Source organism: Aeromonas sp. 602396, assembly GCF_049173735.1.
Classification (GTDB): Bacteria; Pseudomonadota; Gammaproteobacteria; order Enterobacterales; family Aeromonadaceae; genus Aeromonas; species Aeromonas veronii_A.
The window spans coordinates 185,190-207,008 of the sequence record NZ_JAAKSD010000005.1; the positions used below are offsets into that span (position 1 = coordinate 185,190).

Sequence of the window (21,819 nt, forward strand, 5' to 3'; positions counted from 1 at the left end):
TCCTCTCATTTCTCTCACGGCACCCCGTAAAAGAAAAAGCGCGCCTGCCGGTCGGCAGTCGCGCTTTGCTTACTCTCTCGGAGTTATCCCACCCTTGGCAAGGTGGAATTCAACCCGGGGGCGCCGAGCCATCCCCCGGACTCAATGGCTTGCTTACTTGACGCTGCACTCCTGAATGACGGCTGTGCCCGCCTTGACGCCAGCCGGGTCAACCTTCACCAGCACACTCCACAGCCCCTGCGGCAGGGTGATGCTGTTATTGGCACTGCCCCCCTTGGAGAAGGCGAACGAATAGCCGGTTTCAGCGTTCACCGCGCCGCCACCGTTGAGCAGGTACTCCTTGCTCCAGTCCTCGTTGGCGACCTTGAACTCGGTGCTGCCAGCGTAGTTGAACGCCGCCTGATAGATGGCGAGATCGCCGTCCATCCCCTTGTAGCTCAGCTGGTACTGAGGTTGGGCTCCCCAGCCGGAGAGCTCACCCTTGACGAAGAGGTTGTAGCCAAGCGGATTGCCCGCCACCGTATCCAGCACCTTGCAGCTCTGCACAGGCTCGGTGAAGCTGACGCTCAGGGTCGGTTTGTCCTTGTTCATGGCGGTAAAGACAAACTTGTAGCTGCCTGCCTTGGCCAGATCGACACCGATATTGCCGGTTTCTCCCCCCTTGCAAAGGGTCAGCGGAGTGCCAACCACCAGCTTGTCACCGGCGTTACAGCTGCCGTAGTTGACCGGCCCCCAGCTGGCGTCAGCGATCTTGACGTTGGTGGTACCCAGCTTGTCGGTGCTCACCTCGGTAGTGAACTCGTACATAAAGTTGCCGCTGAAGGTCATCTGGTTGGTGTTGCCCCACTCATCGAGGAACCCCTTCAGATAAACATCGGTGTTGCCAAACGGTGGCAGGGTGCTCAGGTCGGTCTTCTTGCTGACCGGCAGGCCCGCACCCTGTGCACCAGACTGCGGCTTGACGAACACAGCGGCAGACCAGGCCCCCAGCGTCAGCTGGCCGTTATCATAGGCGGCGCCGCTGGCGATGCTGTCGACTGCGCGATGCTTGCTGCTTAGCACCATACCGCTCAGATCGATCGGCTGATCGTTACCGTCACGGAAGTCGCCGATGCTCTGGCTCTGGTTGCTGGCGTTGATCATCACCACCAGACCGTCGATGGCCGGATCCAGATCCGCTCCGGCACTGACGCCATCATCCACAGTCATGACGATAAGGCCCGGCACCTGATCCGGGCCGGTATTGCGGAAGTCGACCCGCTTGATCACCTCGGCGCCACTGCCCAGACGCAGCAGGCGGGATGAGTTGCGCAGCTCCGCCAGCTCCTGATAGAAGCTCACCATCTGCGCCATCTCGGCCGAGCCCGGCTTGGCATGCTTGCCGAGCACCTGCTCGATCAGTGGATAGTTGTCGCCATCCTTGTCCTTGCGCGGCAATCCCTTGTCGAAGTTGTTGTCGCCCAGGGTGTAGTCGACCTTGTTGTACCAGTCGCCCGAGTCATAGCTGTCCCGCTCCATGGATTTGGAACGCAGCAGCTCGACACCGGCGTGGGTGAAGGGAATGCCCTGACCCAGCATGGCAGTCGCCAGCGAGACCCCCTGCATCCGCACCAGATCGGCTCCGGCAGGCGCCTTGTAGATCAGGTTGTCGAACAGGGTCTGGTTGTCGTGCTTGTCGACATAGTTCTGCACTTCCACCGGATCCTGGGCATAACCGGCAGGCTGACCGTTGTAGTCGATCTCGGCGCCTTTCTTCGGCATGCCATCCTTGTCGGTCAGCACGAACTCCTTGAGGTTGCCCGCCATGCCGAGCCGCACCAGATCGGACTGGTGCAAGGCCGTCGCCAGATCCACCTTGCTCATTTCGTTAGGATCGACGAAGGCACCGTTGCCAAAGCCCTGGGTCTTGCGAATGGTATCGCCACCGTCGAACGGACTGCCGCCGCGCACCGCATCGCGCAAGCGATCGGAGAAGGAGCCGATACCGGTACCGCCCAGATGCTTCTGGGTAGCCTGCACGAAGCGCTTGTCATCCTGCACTTCGCCGAAGTTCCACCCCTCGCCGTAGAAGTACATCTCGGGATTGACCTTCTTCACCGCGGCCAGCGCCTGCACCATCTGATCTTTCGGATGGTGGCCCATCAGGTCGAAGCGGAAGGCGTCGATCTTGTAGTCGCGCGCCCAGGTGACCAGGGAGTCATCCATCAGCTTGGCAAACATGGCGTGTTCCGGCGCCGTGTTGGAGCAGCAAGTGGAGTTCTCCACCGAGCCGGTCTCCGGATTGAGGCGCTGATAGTACCAAGGCACTATCTTGTCGAGCACCGACTTGGGGCCGAGCCCGGATTCGTTGGTATGGTTGTAGACCACATCCATCACCACGTTCATGCCGATGTTCTGCTTGATGGCCTTGACCATCTCGCGGAACTCCAGAATACGTTTGGTGCCCTCGGCGTTGGTGGCGTAGGAGCCTTCCGGCGTGGTGTAGTGGTAGGGATCATAACCCCAGTTGAAGGAGTCGACGCCGCGCAGGTAACCGGATAGCTCCTGCACCTGCGGATTATCCTTGCTGTCGCCCCCTTGCAGGTCGGCCAGCACATCTCCCACGGTCTGGCCGCCACCGCAATAGCCACCAAATTTGGATGTTTTCACATCCGGATTGACCTGACAGAGCTTGCTGAAGTCATCGCCGAGATTGGCCACCTTGGCCGGATCCTCGTTGACGGTGGCGATATCGAACACCGGCAGCAGGTGCAAGTGGCTGACGCCGCTCTTTGCCAGCGCTTTCAGATGGTTGACCGGTACAGAGTCGGGCTGGGTCAGGCCGACAAACTTGCCGCGCTTCTCTTCATCGGTGGAGGCATCGTTACCGGTCAGGTCACGAACATGGGCCTCATAGATGGTGATATCGGCGGGGTTCTGCTGGCTGTGGGGCGCCTTGAGGCTGTCCCACCCTTCCGGTTTCAGGGCCGGATCGTCGAGATCCACTACCTGACTGAACTCGGAGTTCATCGCCAGACTCAGGGAGTAGGGATCGGTCACCTCGTAGTGCTCAACCTTGCGGCTCAGCGGATGGTAGACCTCCATATCGTAGCGATAGAACTGGCCGATCAGCTCACTGCCCCCTTCGTAACTCCAGCTGCCGCTGGCGCTGTCGAAAGTCATGGCCACCTCACCACTCTTCTGGTGGCTGGCGTTGTAGAGGGCCAACTTGACCGACTTGGCGGTCGGCGCCCAGAGGCGGAAGGTCACCCGGTTACCCTCTACCACTGCGCCATAGCTCAGCTTGGTCGCCTCTGGGGCATAGAGCGCATCGAGAGCGCCGGCGCTCTGCACCAGGGTCGCCCCCTGCAGGATACCGTCGGCATCAGTGCCGATAGCCACCAGTTCCCCCTTGAGCAGGGGCTTGAGATCTTTACCGGCAGGCAGGGCGAAGGCGGCCGCATCCTTGAGGTGCGGATATTTGGCCTGCTGCTCGGCAGTCAGGCTGGTCGCGGTCAGGCTGATATAGGGGAAATCGAACACCCCATCGGCATTGGCCTTGATGGTGCCCGAGTCGGTGTAATAGAGGCGAACGTGGGGCTTGTCTTTGCCCCCTTGCCAAATCAGGGTATTGCCATCGATCAGATGAGCGCTGGCCCCCGCCACGCCAAAGGCGGCGGTAAAGGCTTCGGCACGGCTGCCAAACAGATCTTTCTTGCCTGCAACGATGGCCACGGTGCGATCCGGGTGCTCACTGAAGATCACCTTCATATCGCTGCCGGTCAGGTTGGCCAGATCGCCGTTGCGGGCGATAAAGTTGATGCACCCTTCCACCTTATTGAGCGGTACGAGCCAGGCCGGACCAAAGCTGTCGGCGGTGGCCGGTGTCTTGCTCTTGTCATCCCACCCGGTATTCAGACCGCTATCTGCCGTTGCCTTGCAGGCGTCGTTGTTCCAAAGGTGCAGGCTGTAGCTGTCAAACGGTGCCTTGGCCCCTTTGGCTGCCGACTGGGTATCCACCAGTGCAATGACCACCTGATTATCGCCGGCGACCAGCAACTCTTTCGGGGGATCCATCTTGGGCAGACGAGCGACAGGCCCATCGGTGACTTCAGGTGTAGGCGGTGTAGGGGGGACGGGGTTCACACCGGAGGCATCAGAGCTGTTGTCATTACAGCCAGACAAAAGCGCGAGCAGTGAGGCTGTTACCAGCGCCACTTTGGTCTTTTTCATATCCATATTTTTATAATTCCCGCTGTAGTTAGTCTCGATAGTCGAGCACCCGGTCATTGCCAGGCGGTGCCATATTAATCAGCGGCAATCGATTCAAATGTGAGCGAGAGGGCAAAAAAACCATCCAGTTTCAACAAGATAACGTTTTCAGACTGAAACTTCGATCCGGCTCACAGACCTCGCGGCCATTTGGCCTCATATCTGGAAAACGGCAGTCACGGGGTCAGAAAAGCAATGTCTGATCAAGTGGATAGACAAGGAGTAAGCAATGAAACGGATTGAAGAGCAGGCAAGACGACTCGATCAGGAGTATCAGGCGATCGGGCAGCTGTTCGACCAGTTCTGCCAGCAGGCTGGCGCCCTGGCCGAACAGTATCACTTCTTCAACTGGCCCGATTATGAAGACTCACCCCCGCTGAGCCGCGCCTTCACTCTGCTGGGGGAACCCCGCGAACTGCGGCTGCGCTGTCAGCCCGGTGAACGCTCAGCCCTCAATGGCCTGATCCAGGTGGTCTCGGAGGATGGCACCATAGATGCCAGCCTCGGATTTCGCGCCGATGGCCAGTTGCTGCTGGAGTCCGGCAAACTGCTGGACAACCCGCCCGGACTGCTGCTCAAGTTGCTGCTCGGCGCAATCTGGCAACACAAGCCGCAGGCCGATCTCTCACAACAGGAGATCTAGCTGCGGAGCCAACTGTTGAGTCGTTCTGGCTATTGTGGCCGCAGCACGCATCCACAATAGCCTGTGTCGAATGAAGGCGTGGTGGATTTACACCAGAGCATCACTCCTCGCTACGCCCAGCCCCCCGGCAGCAAATGTCCTGCTACTCCGGTTGCAGCGGTTCCGCCACCTTGCCCTCCAGCTTTCTGACCGGCTTTTGCAGGATCAGGTTGGCCGGATAGGTGACCAGATCGCCGTTGTCATCACGCACCCGCACGTAGAAGAGGCCAATCTCGGTGATGACGCCGGTGACCGAATCATCCTTGTCGAGGATGCGGATCCGGTCGCCAATCTTGTAGGGGAAGGCAAAGAAGATGGTGATGCTGGCGGTGATGTTGGAGAGGATCGACCACTGGGCGACCATGGCGACCCCCAATACCGCAAAGAAGGAGGACGCGAGCACCACCAGTCGGGAGAAGTCGAGCCCCCACACCCCGGCCAGCACCAGCAAGGTGGCGCAGCCGAGCAGGAAGTGGAACACATGGGCCACGTAGAGCACCCGGTTCTCGCTCACCTGCCTGCTCTGACCGAGCGCCAGCAGGCTCTTGTGAATCAGCCGCCGGATCAGGGTATGCCCCAGCAACAGCAGTAGGGTCAGGCCAATTGATTGCCACATGGGTTATGCCTCCTTACCACCAGCGCCGATGTTTGAGCCAGATAGCCAGCCCGCTTGCCAGCGCCACCAAGGATCCGCAGAAGACCCAGAAGGCGGTCGGATTCTCGGCCCCGGGAATGCCCCCCAGGTTGATGCCAAACAGACCGGTCAGGAAACTGGCCGGCAAAAAGAGCAGTGCCATCACCGACATCTGGTAGGCGCGGCGGTTGGTCGCCTCTGCCATCAGATTGTTGATCTCGTCTGCCAGCACGGCGGTGCGCGCCACTCCGGCATCGAGGTCATCGAGCCAGCGCCGCAGCCGGTCGGCGATATCGAGCAGACGGCGGCGATCATCCTCATCCAGCCAGCTGATCTTCTCGTTGGCCAGCCGCGCCACCAGATCCCGCTGCGGCGAGAGGTAGCGGCGGATCATGATGAGCTGCTTGCGGATCAGCGCCAAGCGGCCATTGGCGGGCATGTCGCGCATCAGCACCATCTCCTCCAGATCGAGGATCTTGTCGTGCAGCTCCTCGACAAACTCCCCCGCCCGATCGGTCAGGGCATCGCAGATCTCCACCAGCCAGTCGGCCGGGGTATCGGCGCCGCCCCCCAGCTTGAGCTGGTTGAAGACATCCTGTTCGGAGAGCAGCGGACGACGACGGCTGCTGATGATGAGATCCGGGGTGATGAAGATGCGCAGCGCCACCATCTCTTCGGGCCTGTGATCCTTGTTATGGTTGATGCCGCGCAGGATCAGCAGCACCGTCTCCCCCATCCGCACCAGCTTGGGACGATTGCTCTGGCCGAGCAGCGACTCCCTAGCCGCCTCGCTGAGCAAGGGGGTCTGCAACAGCCAGCGCGCCGAATCGGGATTGCCGTAATCCAGATGCAGCCAGCCGGGATGTCCCGCCGGGACTTCGCTTCCCGCCGTCAGCGGCGCCATGCCCCCCTTGCCATCCAGGGTCAGGGCATAAATCACTTCACCGGGCACCCGATCCATCTCGTCTCCTTCTCGTTTCATGTGCTGGCCCCAGCTTACACCAAAGGCGGGGCCGACTCAGCCCCGCGCCTGGAAGGGGAGGCCTGTGTTAACATGGCCGCTCTCGTTTTCCATCCGCTTTCACTACAGGAAACCATGCCATGCCCATCTGGGTTGATGCCGATGCCTGCCCCATTCCGGTCAAGGAGATCCTCTACCGCGCCGCCCACCGCGCCCAGGTCGTCACCACCCTGGTGGCCAATCAGGGATTGCGGGTGCCCCCCTCGCCCTTCATCAAAACCCAGCAGGTGGAGAAGGGATTCGATGTGGCTGATCATGTCATCGCCCAGCAGGTTCAACCCGGCGATCTGGTGATCACCGGCGACATCCCCCTCGCCTCCTGGGTGATCGATGCCGGTGGCGAGGCGCTCAATCCCCGTGGCGAGATCTACACCCGCGAGACCATAAAGGCGCGGCTCGGCATGCGCAACTTTATGGAAGAGCTGCGCTCGGCCGGGGTGCAGACCGGCGGCCCGGCCCCCCTCAATGCCGCCGACAAGCAGCGTTTTGCCAATGCCCTCGACAAGTGGCTGGTCAAAGGCAAGTTATAAATAGGCTATAAAGGCGCCCAATTTGGGCGCTTTTTCGCCGTAACATCCTGATTTTTAAAATAAGAGCTGACCACAACCGTCAGGCTGGTAAGATGCGCCGCCATCTTGTCCACGCCGTAATCATCATGACCGCCCAAGGGCACCTGCTCTTCTCCGTTACCTGCACCCTGATCGCCCACAAACTGCAGCTCACTCCGGCGCTGGCCGATGCCAGCCTGTGGCAGACCATCCCTGCCGCGCTGGCCAGCGCCCTGTTGCCCGACCTCGACCACCCCAAATCGGTGCTGGGGCAGCGCCTGCCGTGGATCTCGAAACCTCTGTCGCGGCTGTTCGGCCATCGCGGCTTCACCCACAGTCTGCTGGCGGTCGCCGCCGCTGTCTGGGGGCTGAACCAGAGCCTGCCGCCGGACACCCTGCCCATGGGGGTCAAGGATGCGCTGATCGTCGGCTACCTCAGCCATCTGCTGGGGGACTGGCTCACCCCGGCGGGCATTCCGCTCTTCTGGCCCATCAAGCGCCGTTACCGCCTGCCGGGCTGGCCGCTGCGCAGCGGCGGTGCCATCGAAACCGGCTTTTGCACTCTCACCTTGCTGGTCGCCGGCTGGTGGTGCGGCTGGCGGCTGTGAGCCAGAAACAAAAAAGCCCCTGACGAGGTCAGGGGCCCAAGCAGTGGTGCGAACCACTAGAGGATCAGATCATGATGCCTGCGATAACGGCAGAGAGCAGGCTGACCAGGGTAGAACCGTAGACCAGCTTCAGGCCGAAGCGGGAAACCATGTTGCCCTTCTCTTCGTTCAGCGCTTTTACCGCACCGGCGATGATGCCGATGGAGCTGAAGTTGGCGAAGGAGACCATGAAGATGGAGAGGATACCGACGGTGCGCGGAGAGAGCTCGGCAGCCACCTTGCCCAGATCCATCATGGCCACAAACTCGTTGGTCACCAGCTTGGTCGCCATGATGGAGCCAGCTTGCAGCGCTTCACCACTCGGGATGCCCAGGATCCAGGCGATCGGGTAGAAGAGGTAGCCCATGACGAACTGGAAGTTCACGCCAAATGCCATCTCGAACAGGTAGTTGATGAGGGCGATCAGAGCGATGAAGCCCACCAGCATGGCACCCACGATCACGGCAACGGTGAAACCGGCCATGATGTACTCGCCCAGCATCTCGAAGAAGTTCTCTTTCTTCGGCGTGTGGTGCTCGTCACCTTCGGCAATGGCCTTGATGTCGGTCACGGAGTTATCCGGCTCGTAGGGGTTGATCAGAGAGAGCACCACAAAGGTACTGAACATGTTGAGCACCAGCGCGGCGACCACGTAGCGTGGCTCGATCAGCTGCATGTAGGCACCGACGATGGACATGGAGACGGTAGACATGGCCGTCGCCGCCAGGGTGTACATCTGCTTCTCGTTCAGGTGCGGCAGGATGTTCTTGAGGGCGATGAAGTTCTCGGACTGACCGACGATCATCGAGCTGATGGCGTTGAAAGACTCCAGCTTGCCCATGCCGTTGATCTTGGCCAGCACGGTACCGATACCGCGGATCACCAGCGGCAGCAGGCGGATGTACTGCAGAATACCGATCAGCACGGAGATGAAGACGATGGGCATCAGCACCATCAGGAAGAAGGAGAAGGCCCCTTCGTTGACCAGACCACCGAACACGAAGTCGGTACCCTGTTTGGCAAACTCCATCAACTTGGTGAAGCCGGCGGCAAAGCCCCCCACCACCGCCAGACCCACTTCCGAGTTCAGCATGAACCAGGCCAGCGCCAGTTCGACCACCAGCAGTTGGCCGATATAACGCAGCTTGATCTGTTTCCAGTTGTGGCGGTTAGCCAGCAGAGAGAGAGCGAGGACCATCACCAGTCCGAGCACAAAGTGAACGTATTCCATACCTGTAGCACCTGAGTAAATTGTAATTTTTGACCGGCGCCATCATAGACATTTGCACATTTAAAAATCAGATAGCCATCACAATCCCGCGCAATATTATGGAGGCAGGATAATACAAACGTTTTTAAATTAATTGTGCAATGAACTGATATTAATCGCGCAACATGGAAAATATAAATTCCTTTAAAAACATCATATTGAGTAAGGCTGGCGCCGTTTTTATGTTCTTTGAAAATATTTCATCAGCATTTTCGCAACATTCCCTATGGCGCAATAACTACTCGTGGAATATTTTCCAGTCATTATATTAAAACACTGAAAATAGAAAACGTTTATCCGCGATAAATAATTAGATGTGTGTTTGAAAAATAGTCCTTATTACATTGTCAGTGCTCGCCCGCGATCGGTTTGGCAACAAATGAACCTTTCATGGCCCCCTCGTGACCAGCCGTTCAAAAATCCGCCACATCCGGTGCCACATTCTGGTATGATGCGCGGCCTTAGCGCTCGCGCATCCCCGTTTTCTCCGAAATAGAGTCCTTTTGTGAACAACAGCGAATTTAGCAGCCTCAATCTCTCCCCCGCCCTGCAAGAGAACCTCACCAGCCTGGGTTACCTGCAGATGACCCCGATCCAGGCCCAGAGCCTGCCCCTGGTGCTCGATGGCAAAGACCTGATCGCCAAGGCAAAAACCGGCAGCGGCAAGACCGCCGCCTTCGGCCTCGGCCTGCTGGCCAAGCTCAACGTCAACCGCCTCGAAGTGCAGGCGCTGGTGCTCTGCCCGACCCGCGAACTGGCGGATCAGGTGGCTCAGGAGATCCGTCGTCTGGCGCGCGCCCTGCCCAACGTCAAGCTGGTCACCCTGTGCGGCGGCACCCCGACCGCACCGCAGTCCGCCACCCTGAGCTTTGGTGCCCACATCGCTGTTGGCACCCCGGGTCGTATTCTCAAGCATCTGGAGCAAGGCACGCTGGAGCTATCCGGCCTCAAGACGCTGGTGCTGGATGAAGCGGATCGCATGCTGGACATGGGCTTTGGCGAAGATATCAACCGGGTCATCAGCTATGCCCCCCAACAGCGTCAGACCCTGCTCTTCTCCGCCACCTATCCGGAAGGGATCGCCCAGATGAGCCGCGGCGTGCAGCGCAATCCGGTCGAGGTGAGCGTGGAGTCCCTGCACGAGGGGAGCGCCATCGAACAGAAGCTTTACGAAGTGCCTGCCGGTCAGCGCCTCGACGCCCTCACCTGGCTGCTGAGTCACTACCAGCCCAGCTCCTGCGTGGTGTTCTGCAACACCAAGCGCGCCTGTAACGACGTGGCCGACCATTTGGCCGCCAAGGGCTTCTCGGCGCTGGCGCTGAACGGCGATCTGGAACAGCGCGAGCGGGATCAGGTGCTGGTGCGTTTTGCCAACGGCAGCGCCACCATTCTGGTGGCCACCGACGTGGCGGCCCGCGGCCTCGACATCAAGGAGCTGGGCGCCGTCATCAACTACGAGCTGACCTATGATCCGGAAGTGCACGTGCACCGCATCGGCCGTACCGGTCGTGCCGGCCAGCAGGGTCTGGCCCTGAGTCTCTATCAGCCGAACGAGGCCCAGCGCGTCAACTTTATCGAAGAGTACCAGCAGGCCCCGATGCCGCTGGGTGATCTCGACAGCATCGGCCGCGACATCAAGCCGATCGCCCCGCAGATGGTGACCCTCTCCATCGATGCAGGCCGCAAGACCAAGGTGCGGGCCGGTGACATTCTCGGCGCCCTGACCGGTGAAGGCGGCATTGCCGGCGCCGACGTGGGCAAGATCCAGATCTCCGAGCAGTACTCCTACGTCGCCGTGAAGCGCAGCGTGGCGAGCGCCGCCCTCAAGCGGTTGCAGGAAGGCAAGATCAAGGGTCGCAGCTACCGCGCCCGCAAACTGGGCTAAGGTTCTTTGCAAGCCGTTAGCCAGACCACAGGCGCCTGACAGGCGCCTGTTTCATATCTCCGATGCCGCCATGCGGCAAGACAGGCACCATGACCCAAGCAATCCAAACCGATGTGAGCTGCCAGAACTGCGAAGCCTGCTGCTGCCGCCTCGAAGTGATGCTCTTTACCGATACCGGCGTGCCGGACCGTTATGTACTGGAACGGGATGGCGAGATACCGGTTATGCGCCGGCTGGACGATGGCTGGTGCGCCGCCCTCGATCGCAACACCATGATGTGCCGTATCTACGAGGTGCGGCCGCTGATCTGCCGCGAATTCGAAATGGGTGAACCCGACTGTGTTGACGAGCGGGACAAGTGGTTTATCAAGCTGGATTGAGCCAAGGCCAGTCAGGATAAGGGTGGTCAAGCGCTCGCAGGTTCACAGGGAGCGGTGTTGAGCTGCTCCCCCAGCCACTGGATGGCCGCAGCCTCCTGCTCGAAGTAACGTACCGCCCGAAAGGGTAATCCCTTGAAGATGTTATCCGCCAGATAGCGCTTGAAGCCCCCTACGAAAACCACCGCCAGAAACTGACAGCCACTCTCGGCACACCAACCAAACTGGCGACGAAAACGGGCCAGCACCTCGGGCCCGGCCGCTTCAAACTCGGTCGCGACCTCGACAATCCCCCAGGGGCCATCCATCAGACCGGCCAGTTCGTGACGAAATCGCGCCTCATAGGCCATGGCACCTGCCAGATTGAAGGGGCCACTCGGGCGGCAGATCAGCATCTGACCCCTGCGCTCCATGTCAAATTGCCCATGTGGCTGCATGACTGCTCCCATTCCGTTACCACCACCATCGCCTGCAAATTGTTACCACAAGGTAATAATTTATAAGGAAAAGTCCAGCAGCAAACAGGCTTTTCCCAAAGCGTGCTAATCCTATCCGGCAAACCGTTGGCACCTCATGTTACCGACATCCCGCACCGAACCGATCTCAAGATGTGTGATTGCAGTTAATGAAACGTTACTGCTATTATCCGCGCCGCTACAAACATTCCACCAGCCGAAAGGTTTGGCACCCCAACAAGGATGTGTAATGAAAAACAGGGACTCGAGTCATTACCAACGGATCTGGCGCTGGCATTTCTACGCCGGTCTCTTTGTCGCCCCTTTCCTGATCCTGCTGTCACTGACCGGGATCGTCTATCTGTTGAAACCCCAGCTCGACAACCTGATGTACCCCGAGTTGATGAAGGTCGCCCCCGCCAGCCAGACCCTGAGTGCCGACCAGCTGCTGGCCAAGGCGATGATGACCATGCCCGATGCCAGCCTGCGTAAATATCTGCCGCCTGCCGCTCCCGACCAGAGCGCCCAGTTCATCGTCAATCAGGGGGATCGCGAGCTGACCCTGTTTATGGAGCCCGCCAGCGGCGCCCTGCTCGGCACCATGGACAACAAGTGGAATCTGCAAGCGGTAGCTCGCTCCCTGCACGCCGACCTGCTGCTCGGCACCACTGGGGATCGGCTGATCGAGCTGGCTGCAGGCTGGGGGCTGGTACTGCTGCTGAGCGGCCTCTACCTCTGGTGGCCACGCAAGGGGCCCGGGGTGGGCGGCATCCTCTGGCCCAGAGTGAGCCAGCGTGGACGCCTCTGGTGGCGCGATCTGCACGCCGTGGTCGGCTTCTGGGGCGCCGGTTTCCTGCTGCTGTTGCTGTTGAGCGGCATGACCTGGACCGGTTTCTGGGGCGATCAGTTTGCCGCAGTCTGGAACCGCTTCCCGGCCGCCATGTGGAACGAGGTGCCCAAATCGGCACCGCTGGCCCGCAGCCTGAATCAGGCCCATGAGCAGACCGTCCCCTGGGCGGTCGAGAACACCCCTATGCCCAGCTCGCAGCCGGTCGATGAGGGGCACGATCACGGCGCCATGAACCACGGCGAGGGTGAGGGTGTGGTGATGGCAAGCCAGCGCATTGCGCTGCAACAGGTCGTCGAGATCGCTAATGAACGGGGAGTCCAACCGGGTTACAGCATCACCCCGCCGGTCGGCGACACCGGCGTCTACACCATCGCCCTGTTTGCCGACGATCCGCGCAACGACGCCACCCTGCATATCGATCAATACAGCGGCAAGGTGCTGGCCGATGTGCGCTGGCAGGATTACGGCACGGTAGCCAAAACGGTGGAGAGCGGCGTCATGCTGCACATGGGCAAGCTCTACGGCTGGCCCCATCAGCTCGCCATGCTGCTCATCTGCCTGATGGTGCTGGCCAGCGCCGTGAGTGGTCTGTGGATCTGGTGGTGCCGTCGTCCGCAGGGCCGTCTCGCCGCGCCGCCACTGCCCGCCAAATTGCCGCCGATGCGCGGTGCCATCGCCCTGCTGATCCTGCTGGGAATCGCCTTCCCGCTGGTGGGCGCCTCCATGATCGCCATCTGGCTGCTGGATACCCTGATTTTCTCCCGCCGCCCTCTCAGGGTGGCACGCGCCAGCTAAACCGGCCAAAACCAAAAAGGGCTCCCATCTCGGGAGCCCTTTTCATTATTCGCCTTGGCGCGCTGCGACCAGCGGTCAGGAGAGCGCCAAACCGATGGAGAGCAGCAGGCTGAACAGAAAGGCGCTGATGGCGGTCTTCTTGAGGGAACCGGTCAGCACCTCGCCATCGTAGCTTTCGCGAAGAGTCTTGGCCGCATCGCTGAGAGGCTTCATGGCGGGCAGGAAGATCCACGGCCAGAAGCTGGCGGGCTGGATCAGGATAAAGGCGATGGTCGCCAGCAGTGCAGCCCCCAGCAACACCCAGTGATAAGCGATGGCACGGTTGCGGCCAAGGCGCACCGCCAGAGTGATCTTGCCGCTGGCGGCGTCGGTCTCGATGTCGCGCACATTGTTGATATTGAGCACGGCGGTTGCCAGCAGGCCACAGGCGGTGGCGGGCAGCAGCAGATCCCACTCCAGCGTCTTGGTGAAGAGGTAGTAGGAGCCGAGCACCCCGAGCAGCCCGAAGAAGAGGAACACCGAGATATCGCCAAACCCGCGATAGCCGTAAGGGGTCTTGCCGACGGTGTAGGTCACCGCCGCGACAATGGCCGCGCCACCCAGCACTACAAATGCCAAAATCTGCAGCCACTGGCCGCCAAAGGCACAGCCCAGCAGCAGCAGGCCACTGGCCACCGCCGCCAGCGCGGTCAGCCCCATCGCCACGCACATCTGCTTGCGGGTGATCAGGCCGGAGACCACCGCCCGCTGCGGGCCGATCCGCTCGCCGTTGTCGGCGCCGGAAACCGCATCGCCGTAATCGTTGGCCAGATTGGAGAGGATCTGCAGCAGGATGGCGGTCAGCAGGGAGAGCGCCATGATGGTGCCATCGAAGGCGCCACGACTGGCAGCCAGCCCCGAGCCCAGCAGGATGGAAGAGCAGGCGAGCGGCAGTGTTCGCAAACGCGCCGCCAGCAACCAAACAGAGAAGGTATTTGTCATTTTGTGATGGCCAAACAATCGGATATTGATCGTGTTAAGGGTTATCGAACCGGATTTGGGTATACTTGGCCCCGGAGAGTGAAGCTCCCGCGGGCGATTTACATGGACGAATGGGCAGATAATATATAGGAAATCATCGCCCTTTGGCATAAACCTACGGCATCCAGCTACCGGATCGCTCGTTACTACCCGGCTCAGAAAAGAATCCATGTTGGCTCAGACCCATATCAAGCAACAACTGGACGCCCTGCGTCACAGCAACGTCAGCGGCTTCGTACGGTTGCGAGTGGCGATCGAAATCCGCTCCTTTCTGGGCTGGCTCGCGGCGCAAACCCTCTATCCCCGCATCTACTGGCAGGCCCGTGGAGAAGCTCGTCCCGAGTATGTCGCGCTGGGCGCCATCCATGAACTGACCGAACCGCACGCCATCAAGCAGGTGTGCACTAACACAGCCAACCAGCATCATGACGACAGCCCTCGCTACTATGGCGGACTGGCGTTCGATCCGGCCCAATCCGGCTGGCAAGGGTTTGGCCCCTGCCGTTTCGTGCTGCCCCGCATCGAGCTGGTGCGCCGTGGCGAGTGCGTCAGCCTCTGCCTCAACCTCTGGCTGGATGAAAACAATCTCGAGGCCGAACTGCAGGCGGCCGAAGCCGCCCTCGATGCCCTGCGCCCGGAAGCCCCGCTGCCCGCCCTGCAAAAGCAGCCCTGGCAGCGACAGGATTGCCCCGGCCCCGCCCAGTGGCAGACCTTGGTAGAGCACGTCACCGCCCCCGATTTTCAGGCGCACACTCCCAAGGTGGTGCTGTCGCGGGAGAGCGTGCTGACCAGTCCGAACCATGATGCGGATATCAATCCCTGGGCAATGCTCGACCAGTGGGCCCGCCACGCCCAAGACTGCTTCCACTTCGGTTTTCAATTCTCCCCCGAGCAGGCCTTTATCGCCTGCTCCCCCGAGCGGCTCTATCGCCGGGAAGATCGCCACCTCTTTACCGAGGCGCTGGCGGGCACCATTCGCCGCTCCGGCGATGAAGAGGTGGATGCCCAACTGGCTGCCGAGCTGCTGGCCGACAGCAAGAACCGGCTGGAGAACCGGCTGGTACACGCCGACATCCTCAGCCGTCTGGCACCACTGACCCACGATGCCACCCTGACCGAGCCGCGCATTCTCAAACTGCGGCTGCTGCAGCATCTCAAGTGCGATATCGAAGCCGAGCTCAAGCCCGGCGTCTGCGACTGGCAGTTGCTCGATGCCCTCCACCCGACGCCGGCGGTGGGCGGTGCCCCGCGCGAGGCAGCGCTCGCCTTTATCCGCGAGTTCGAACCCTACGATCGGGGCTGGTACGCCGGTGCCTGCGGCATGCTGAGTCGAGAGACGTCCGAGTTCTCGGTCGCCATTCGCAGCGCACGCATTCAGCCGGGCAGCGTCACTCTGTTTGCCGGTGCCGGCATTGTCGCCGGTTCCGAGCCTGTCGCCGAGTGGGCCGAACTCGACAACAAGATCGCCAATGTGCTCTCCCTGCTGGGATAGTCATTCACCCTTTTCACGCTACGAGAGCCCCTATGCCCACCCGTAAAGAGCCTGCCAGCGAAGAGTTTGCCTGCCCCCCGTTTTCGAATCAGCACGCCACCTTCAACCACGTCTGGTCCTCCCTCTTGCTGGAGGAGCTCTTTCGCCTCGGGGTGCGCGACATCGCGCTGGCCCCCGGCTCCCGCTCTGCGCCGCTGACCATGGCGGCCGCGGCCCATCAAGGCTTTCGTCGTCACCTGCACTTTGACGAGCGCGGCCTCGGCTTTATGGCGCTCGGGCTGGCCAAGGGGAGCAACCGGCCGGTGGCGGTGATCATGACCTCGGGCACCGCGGTAGCCAACCTCTGGCCCGCCGTGGCAGAGGCCCAGCTCACCTGCGTGCCGCTGATTATTCTCTCCGCCGATCGCCCCCACGAGCTTATCGACAACGGCGCCAATCAGGCGATCGACCAGCAGGGGATCTTCGGCCACTACCCCGTCTATCAACAGAACCTGCCGAGCCCCACCCCGACCATTCCGGCGGCGTTTGTGCTGAGCTCGGTGGACCAAGCCTTGGCCAAACAGGTGCTCACCCCCGGGGTGGTGCACTTCAACTGCATGTACCCCGAGCCCCTCTACCCGGGCGAGCACTATCAGGATTTCTCCGACTATCTGGCGCCTCTCGGTGACTGGCTCTGCTCGCGCAAGCCCTGGAGCCCGTGGCAGCAAAACGAGCCGAGCTGCCCACCTCAGGCGGAGTGGGAAACCTTTCGCCAACAGCGCGGTATCGTTGTGGCTGGTCGCATTACCGACCCGAAGCAGGCACAGACCGCCGCCGCGCTGGCGGAGCAACTTGGCTGGCCGCTGCTGGCGGATCTGCAGAGCCAGATCCGCTTCGATAGTCGCAACCTCATCCACATAGATCTGGCGCTCAACGACCCTGAATTCGTCGCCGAGCTCGGCCGCGCCGAGGTGCTGCTGCAATTTGGCGCGCGGCTTGTCTCCAAGCGGCTTGGCCAGTTCATCAAACACCATTCATGGCAGGATTACTGGCTGGTGGATCCGCAACCGGCGCGGCTCGATCCCGACTACCGGCTGCGCAACCGGCTGCTGTGCAGCGCCAGCGCCTTTGCTGCGGCCCATCCGGTCACCACCCGGGCCCCTTGGCACACATTGGCCGAGCTGCAACACAACGCCAGCCAGCAGATCGCCGCCGCCTGCGAGTACTTCTCCGAGCTTGGGGTCTGCCATCGCCTCAACCGCCTGATCGAAGGCCAACTGTTTGTCGGCAACAGCATGCCGGCACGACTGATGGATATGCTCGGCGAAACGGGCAAGGGGCCGAGCCGGGTGATGACCAACCGCGGCGCCTCCGGCATCGATGGTCTGATCGCCACCGCCTACGGGTTTGCCCAATCAATCGAGCAGGACAGTGATGAGCCCACCACCCTGCTGCTTGGGGATCTCAGCGCCCTGCACGATCTCAATAGCCTCGCCCTGCTCAGCAAGGCGAGTCGACCGCTGGTGGTGATCCTGCTCAACAACGATGGCGGCAGCATCTTTCGTATGTTGCCGGTGCCCACCGAAGGGGAGCTGCTGGAGAGCTACTACCGGCTGCCCCACGGCCTCAGTTTTGAACATGCCGCCGCCATGTTTGGTCTCGCCTATCGGGCACCGACCACCCTGCTCGAGTTCGAACAGGATTACCGCGCAGCCCTCCAACATGGCGTTACCTTGATCGAGATCCGGGTACCGAGCGAGCAGGTGGCCGATGATCTCAAGGCGCTGGGGGCCGCCATCCGTGGCAAATAAAGATGCCAATGTGCCGCTGGTGTTGCTGCACGGCCTGCTGGGGGATGGCGGCGACTGGCAACCGGTGATCGACCGGCTGCCTGCCATCCGCTGCATCGCCCTCGATCTGCCGGGTCACGGCCAGTATCGCGATCTCAACGTCAGCGACTTTGAGCAGAGCCACCAGTGGCTGGTCGCCGAGCTGGCCAGCCGCAACATTGAACGCTATCTGCTGGCGGGTTACTCGCTGGGTGGGCGACTGGCCCTCTATCACGCCAGCCGCGAGCCCGCCGGGCTGCGGGGACTGCTGCTGGAGAACTGCCACCCGGGTCTACCGGCCAGTGAGCGGGCCGCCCGCATCCAGCATGATGAACAGTGGGCGCAGCGCTTCGAGCGTGAGCCCCTGGCTGACGTGCTGGCAGACTGGTACCGGCAAGGGGTGTTTGCCGATCTTGACGATGCGGCCCGGGCCCGCCAGATCGCCCGCCGCCTTGGCAACGACGGTCAGGGCATCGCCACCATGCTGCGCGCCACTTCGCTAGGCAAGCAGCCGGATCTCGCCCCCTGGCTCATGGCGAGCCAGCTGCCGGTTACTTATGTGAGTGGCAAGCGGGATCACAAATTCCATCAGCTGGCTTGCCAGCTGGCGAACCAAAATCGCAGAATCAACCACTTGGTGCTGGATGGCGGCCATAATCTGCACGCCCATCAGCCTGATAACTTTGCCCGACTCCTCGCGGAGTGGGTCAACCAACAAGAAGAGACGAGTCATGATTGAAGCAATGACGGAAGCTGAACTGTATGCACCTGTTCAACATGCCGGGATTGCTCAACTCAGTGTTCAACTCGGTGCTCAACTGCACTCTCCCAGATCAGAAGGAAAAAACCATGATTGAAGCAATGACGGAAGCGGAACTGTACGCTCCGGTTGAGTGGCAGGATTGCTCCGCCGGTTACGAGGACATCCTCTATCACAAGTCCAACGATGGCATTGCCAAGATCACCATCAACCGTCCCCAGGTACGCAACGCCTTCCGCCCCCGCACCGTCAAAGAGATGCTGCAGGCGCTGGCCGATGCCCGTTATGACGATCAGATCGGCACCATCATCCTGACCGGTTTTGGCGAGAAAGCCTTCTGCGCCGGCGGCGACCAGAAGATCCGTGGCGACTACGGTGGATACCGCGATGACGAGGGGACTCACCACCTCAACGTGCTCGACTTCCAGCGCGACATCCGCACCTGCCCGAAACCTGTGGTTGCCATGGTGGCCGGTTACGCGGTCGGTGGCGGCCACGTGCTGCACATGATGTGTGACCTGACCATCGCCGCCGACAACGCCCAGTTTGGCCAGACCGGCCCGAAAGTAGGCTCCTTCGATGGTGGTTGGGGTGCTTCCTACATGGCTCGCATCGTCGGCCAGAAAAAGGCCCGCGAAATCTGGTTCCTCTGCCGCATGTACGATGCCCGGCAAGCCCTCGACATGGGTCTGGTCAACACCGTTGTGCCGCTGGCGGATCTGGAGCGTGAAACCGTGCGCTGGTGCCGCGAAATGCTGCAAAACAGCCCGATGGCGCTGCGCTGCCTGAAAGCCGCCCTCAACGCTGACTGTGATGGTCAGGCGGGCTTGCAGGAGCTGGCGGGCAATGCCACCATGCTGTTCTACATGACCGAAGAGGGTCAGGAAGGCCGCAACGCCTTCAACGAAAAGCGTCGCCCCGACTTCTCCAAATACAAGCGGAACCCCTGATGACACTCGCCCTGTATCGCTATCAACTGCCTTTTACCCAGCCACTGACCTTTCACGGCAAGGTGGAGGTGGCGCGAGAGGGGCTGTTGGTGCGCATCAACGACGGCTGGGGGGAAATCGCCCCCCTGCCCGGCTTCTCGAAAGAGAGCCTGCAACAGGCAGAGGCAGAAGCCCTTGCCACGCTGGCGGTCTTGGCCGCCGGCGATACCCCGAACCCCGTGCTGCCGTCGGTGCAATTTGGCCTCGACTGCGCGCGCCGGACATGGCCCGAACAGAGCAACCCACTGCCGGAGCCCTATCCCCTCATTCAAGGCTCCCCCCAGGAGCTACTGCGCAACTGGAAAGAGTGGCTGCACCGCACACCCGGCAAGGCCAAGCTGAAAGTGGCACGCTACCCGATGCGTGACGAGCTGGCGCTGATCCGCTTGCTGTGCGACCGCCTCCCCTCCCTCAAGCTGGTACTGGATGCCAACCAGGGCTGGACTCGCGAGGAGGCGTGGACCTTCTGCGGCCACCTCGACCCGAATCGCATCGAGTATCTGGAAGACCCTTGCGCCAACTTTGCCGACATCGCCTTTGTCGCCAACCGCACCGGCATGCCGGTGGCGCTGGACGAACTGCTGGCACAAGGCAAGCCGTGGGAGCCGATCCCGCAACTGCGCGCGCTGGTGCTCAAGCCTACCCTGCTCGGTTCACTCGCCAACTGCGAAGCGCTGATCGCCCGCGCCCGCGAACTGCGGCTCAAGGTGATCATCTCCTCCTGCTTCGAATCGGATCTGGGCCTGAACCAGCTCTTTCATCTGGCAGGCGAATGGGCGCCGGAACAGGCGCCGGGTCTGGATACCCGCCGCTGGATGGCTGGCAATCTGCTGGGGGAAGATGGCAAACCGGATCTGAGCCGACTGGAGCAACTGTATTACCGTGATTGACCCCTCCCGTTCACCCGAACAGACGCCTTGCCCGGTACGCCACCGGGCAATCACAGCCCCGAACCACATTGCCATCCACACCGCCTCGCCTCTCAGTTATCGCCAGCTCGATGCTCGCCTCAACAGCCTGTGCCAACAGCTGGAACAAGCCGGAGTGCGTCGTGGCGATCATCTGGTAGCGGTGGTGCGCGGTGCGCTGGAAGATGTGCTGCTGGCGTGGGCCTGCGTGCGCAGCGGTGTGGTGTTCTGCCCGCTCAACCCCGCCTTTCCTCTCGAAAAGCAGCGCGAACTGGCGGTACAACTCGATGCCGATGCCTTCTGGTCGGCAGGGGAGATCCCGGCAGGCAACTGGCAGCCCTTGCAGCTCGACTTCACGCACGAACTGCCGGCAAGCGAGGAAACATGGCCGCTGGAATCGACCCAGCTCAACAACATGATCCTCACCTCGGGCTCCAGCGGTACGCCGAAAGCGGTGGTGCACCGGCTCTGCAACCACCTTGCCTCGGCGCGCGGCTCTGCCAGCCTCATTCCCCTCGATGAGAAGTCCGGCTGGCTGCTCTCCCTGCCACTGTTCCATGTCGGCGGCTACGCCATCCTGTTTCGGGTCTTTCTGGCGGGCGCAACTCTGGTACTGGATCAACGTGAACGCTCCCTCAAGGAGCGGCTGGAGTGCCAGCCCATCACTCACCTCTCGCTGGTGCCGACCCAGCTCTGGCGCCTGCTGGCAGAGGGCTTTGACCCCGCCCGTACCCGCCTTCGTGAGCTGCTGCTCGGTGGCGCCGCCATCCCGCAGCCGCTGGTGAGCCGCCTCTGCGCCATGGGGCTCGAACCCAAGGTGAGTTATGGTCTCTCCGAGATGGGCAGTCAGGTCTGCACCGCTATCCCCGGCGATGCAGGCGTAGTTGGCAAACCGCTACCGGGACGGGAGGTGTGCATCCGGGAGCTGGAGATCTGCGTGCGCGGCGCCACCCTGTTTGCCGGTTACTACCAAGATGGCGAGCTGGAACTGCCCCTCGATGGCGAGGGCTGGTTTCATACCCGTGACAAGGGGCGGTTCACTGTGGCAGGGGAACTGCTGGTAGAGGGACGTCTCGATAACCTCTTTATCTCGGGTGGCGAAAACATCCAGCCCGAAACCATCGAGCAGCGACTGGTAGATCATCCCGCTGTCGCCCAGGCGCTGGTGGTGCCGGTGCCGAGCGACGAGTGGGGGCAACGCCCCGCCGCCTTTATCGACTGGCACGGCGAGCCGGTTCCCGACTCCGAACTGGCAGCCTGGATCCGCAGCGCCTTGCCCGGCTTTATGGTGCCCGACCACTGGCTCCCCTGGCCCGATCTTGGCGGCAATCTCAAGCCCTCTCGCCAACGGCTGGGCAAGGTAGCCCGACAACAGACCACTCGGGCACGACAAGCTGAATGAGATCGGACTCACAATTTACCGATCT

General features: G+C 61.4%; 19 protein-coding genes. 13 read left to right on the top strand and 6 right to left on the bottom strand.

Going from position 1 to position 21,819, the window contains the following annotated elements; all coding sequences use genetic code 11:
• Positions 1 to 153 precede the first annotated feature (153 nt).
• On the bottom strand, positions 154 to 4,218 hold the full coding sequence (pulA, locus tag G5229_RS09005) for a pullulanase-type alpha-1,6-glucosidase (RefSeq protein ID WP_421208975.1): 4,065 nt from the start codon (positions 4,216 to 4,218) through the stop codon (positions 154 to 156).
• A gap of 262 nt (positions 4,219 to 4,480) precedes the next feature.
• Here pulA and G5229_RS09010 point away from each other — a divergent pair, with 262 nt between their 5' ends.
• The gene (locus tag G5229_RS09010) at positions 4,481 to 4,894 is read left to right on the top strand and encodes a hypothetical protein (protein ID WP_216952830.1); all 414 of its coding nucleotides are present in this window, start codon (positions 4,481 to 4,483) and stop codon (positions 4,892 to 4,894) included.
• 142 nt (positions 4,895 to 5,036) lie between these two features.
• On the opposite strand, the gene G5229_RS09015 is transcribed toward G5229_RS09010, so the two are convergent.
• Positions 5,037 to 5,549 carry a mechanosensitive ion channel domain-containing protein gene (locus G5229_RS09015; protein WP_005354921.1) on the bottom strand — a complete coding sequence of 171 codons (513 nt, stop codon included), beginning with the start codon at positions 5,547 to 5,549 and terminating at the stop codon, positions 5,037 to 5,039.
• Between the two features lie 13 nt (positions 5,550 to 5,562).
• Positions 5,563 to 6,528, bottom strand: coding sequence for a zinc transporter ZntB (gene zntB / locus G5229_RS09020; protein ID WP_162506411.1), 966 nt, complete (start codon positions 6,526 to 6,528; stop codon positions 5,563 to 5,565).
• Positions 6,529 to 6,668: 140 nt separating this feature from the next.
• Between zntB and G5229_RS09025 the strand changes: the two genes are divergently transcribed.
• On the top strand, positions 6,669 to 7,118 hold the full coding sequence (locus G5229_RS09025) for a YaiI/YqxD family protein (protein WP_124928468.1): 450 nt from the start codon (positions 6,669 to 6,671) through the stop codon (positions 7,116 to 7,118).
• A 125-nt stretch (positions 7,119 to 7,243) separates the two neighbouring features.
• Entirely contained in the window at positions 7,244 to 7,744 is a 501-nt protein-coding gene (locus G5229_RS09030) for a metal-dependent hydrolase (protein ID WP_041234360.1), read from the top strand.
• Between the two features lie 64 nt (positions 7,745 to 7,808).
• Here the strand turns inward: G5229_RS09030 and G5229_RS09035 are convergent, their stop codons facing one another.
• Entirely contained in the window at positions 7,809 to 9,014 is a 1,206-nt protein-coding gene (locus G5229_RS09035; RefSeq protein WP_005363118.1) for a NupC/NupG family nucleoside CNT transporter, read from the bottom strand.
• A 544-nt stretch (positions 9,015 to 9,558) separates the two neighbouring features.
• Here G5229_RS09035 and dbpA point away from each other — a divergent pair.
• Complete coding sequence (gene dbpA, locus G5229_RS09040; RefSeq protein WP_005335919.1) at positions 9,559 to 10,938, top strand: ATP-dependent RNA helicase DbpA; 1,380 nt, start codon at positions 9,559 to 9,561, stop codon at positions 10,936 to 10,938.
• 89 nt (positions 10,939 to 11,027) lie between these two features.
• Positions 11,028 to 11,318 carry a YkgJ family cysteine cluster protein gene (locus tag G5229_RS09045; RefSeq protein WP_005341481.1) on the top strand — a complete coding sequence of 97 codons (291 nt, stop codon included), beginning with the start codon at positions 11,028 to 11,030 and terminating at the stop codon, positions 11,316 to 11,318.
• 26 nt (positions 11,319 to 11,344) lie between these two features.
• Here the strand turns inward: G5229_RS09045 and G5229_RS09050 are convergent, their stop codons facing one another.
• Positions 11,345 to 11,752: a hypothetical protein gene (locus G5229_RS09050; protein WP_005335923.1), complete on the bottom strand. Its 408-nt coding sequence runs from the start codon at positions 11,750 to 11,752 to the stop codon at positions 11,345 to 11,347.
• Between the two features lie 268 nt (positions 11,753 to 12,020).
• On the opposite strand from G5229_RS09050, the gene G5229_RS09055 reads away from it, so the two are divergent.
• Positions 12,021 to 13,415: a PepSY-associated TM helix domain-containing protein gene (locus G5229_RS09055; protein WP_421208976.1), complete on the top strand. Its 1,395-nt coding sequence runs from the start codon at positions 12,021 to 12,023 to the stop codon at positions 13,413 to 13,415.
• Between the two features lie 75 nt (positions 13,416 to 13,490).
• Here the strand turns inward: G5229_RS09055 and G5229_RS09060 are convergent, their stop codons facing one another.
• Positions 13,491 to 14,396, bottom strand: coding sequence for a 1,4-dihydroxy-2-naphthoate polyprenyltransferase (locus tag G5229_RS09060; protein ID WP_236358162.1), 906 nt, complete (start codon positions 14,394 to 14,396; stop codon positions 13,491 to 13,493).
• A 208-nt stretch (positions 14,397 to 14,604) separates the two neighbouring features.
• Here G5229_RS09060 and G5229_RS09065 point away from each other — a divergent pair, with 208 nt between their 5' ends.
• From G5229_RS09065 to menE, 7 genes are read left to right on the top strand one after another with little or no spacing between them, the layout of a single operon-like run.
• On the top strand, positions 14,605 to 15,927 hold the full coding sequence (locus G5229_RS09065; protein ID WP_421208977.1) for an isochorismate synthase: 1,323 nt from the start codon (positions 14,605 to 14,607) through the stop codon (positions 15,925 to 15,927).
• 32 nt (positions 15,928 to 15,959) lie between these two features.
• A complete protein-coding gene (menD, locus tag G5229_RS09070; protein WP_421208978.1) occupies positions 15,960 to 17,717 on the top strand; it encodes a 2-succinyl-5-enolpyruvyl-6-hydroxy-3-cyclohexene-1-carboxylic-acid synthase in 1,758 nt (585 codons plus the stop codon).
• Positions 17,677 to 18,474, top strand: a complete 798-nt coding sequence (gene menH, locus G5229_RS09075; RefSeq protein WP_421208979.1) for a 2-succinyl-6-hydroxy-2,4-cyclohexadiene-1-carboxylate synthase — start codon at positions 17,677 to 17,679, stop codon at positions 18,472 to 18,474. Before menD ends, menH begins: the two co-directional genes overlap by 41 nt.
• The gene (locus tag G5229_RS09080; protein ID WP_258224330.1) at positions 18,467 to 18,592 is read left to right on the top strand and encodes a hypothetical protein; all 126 of its coding nucleotides are present in this window, start codon (positions 18,467 to 18,469) and stop codon (positions 18,590 to 18,592) included. The genes menH and G5229_RS09080 overlap by 8 nt, the downstream gene beginning before the upstream one ends.
• Positions 18,585 to 19,445, top strand: coding sequence for a 1,4-dihydroxy-2-naphthoyl-CoA synthase (gene menB, locus G5229_RS09085; protein ID WP_164537779.1), 861 nt, complete (start codon positions 18,585 to 18,587; stop codon positions 19,443 to 19,445). The genes G5229_RS09080 and menB overlap by 8 nt, the downstream gene beginning before the upstream one ends.
• The gene (menC, locus tag G5229_RS09090; protein WP_335865351.1) at positions 19,445 to 20,374 is read left to right on the top strand and encodes an o-succinylbenzoate synthase; all 930 of its coding nucleotides are present in this window, start codon (positions 19,445 to 19,447) and stop codon (positions 20,372 to 20,374) included. The genes menB and menC overlap by 1 nt, the downstream gene beginning before the upstream one ends.
• The gene (gene menE / locus G5229_RS09095; protein ID WP_421208980.1) at positions 20,367 to 21,794 is read left to right on the top strand and encodes an o-succinylbenzoate--CoA ligase; all 1,428 of its coding nucleotides are present in this window, start codon (positions 20,367 to 20,369) and stop codon (positions 21,792 to 21,794) included. Before menC ends, menE begins: the two co-directional genes overlap by 8 nt.
• Positions 21,795 to 21,819 lie beyond the last annotated feature (25 nt).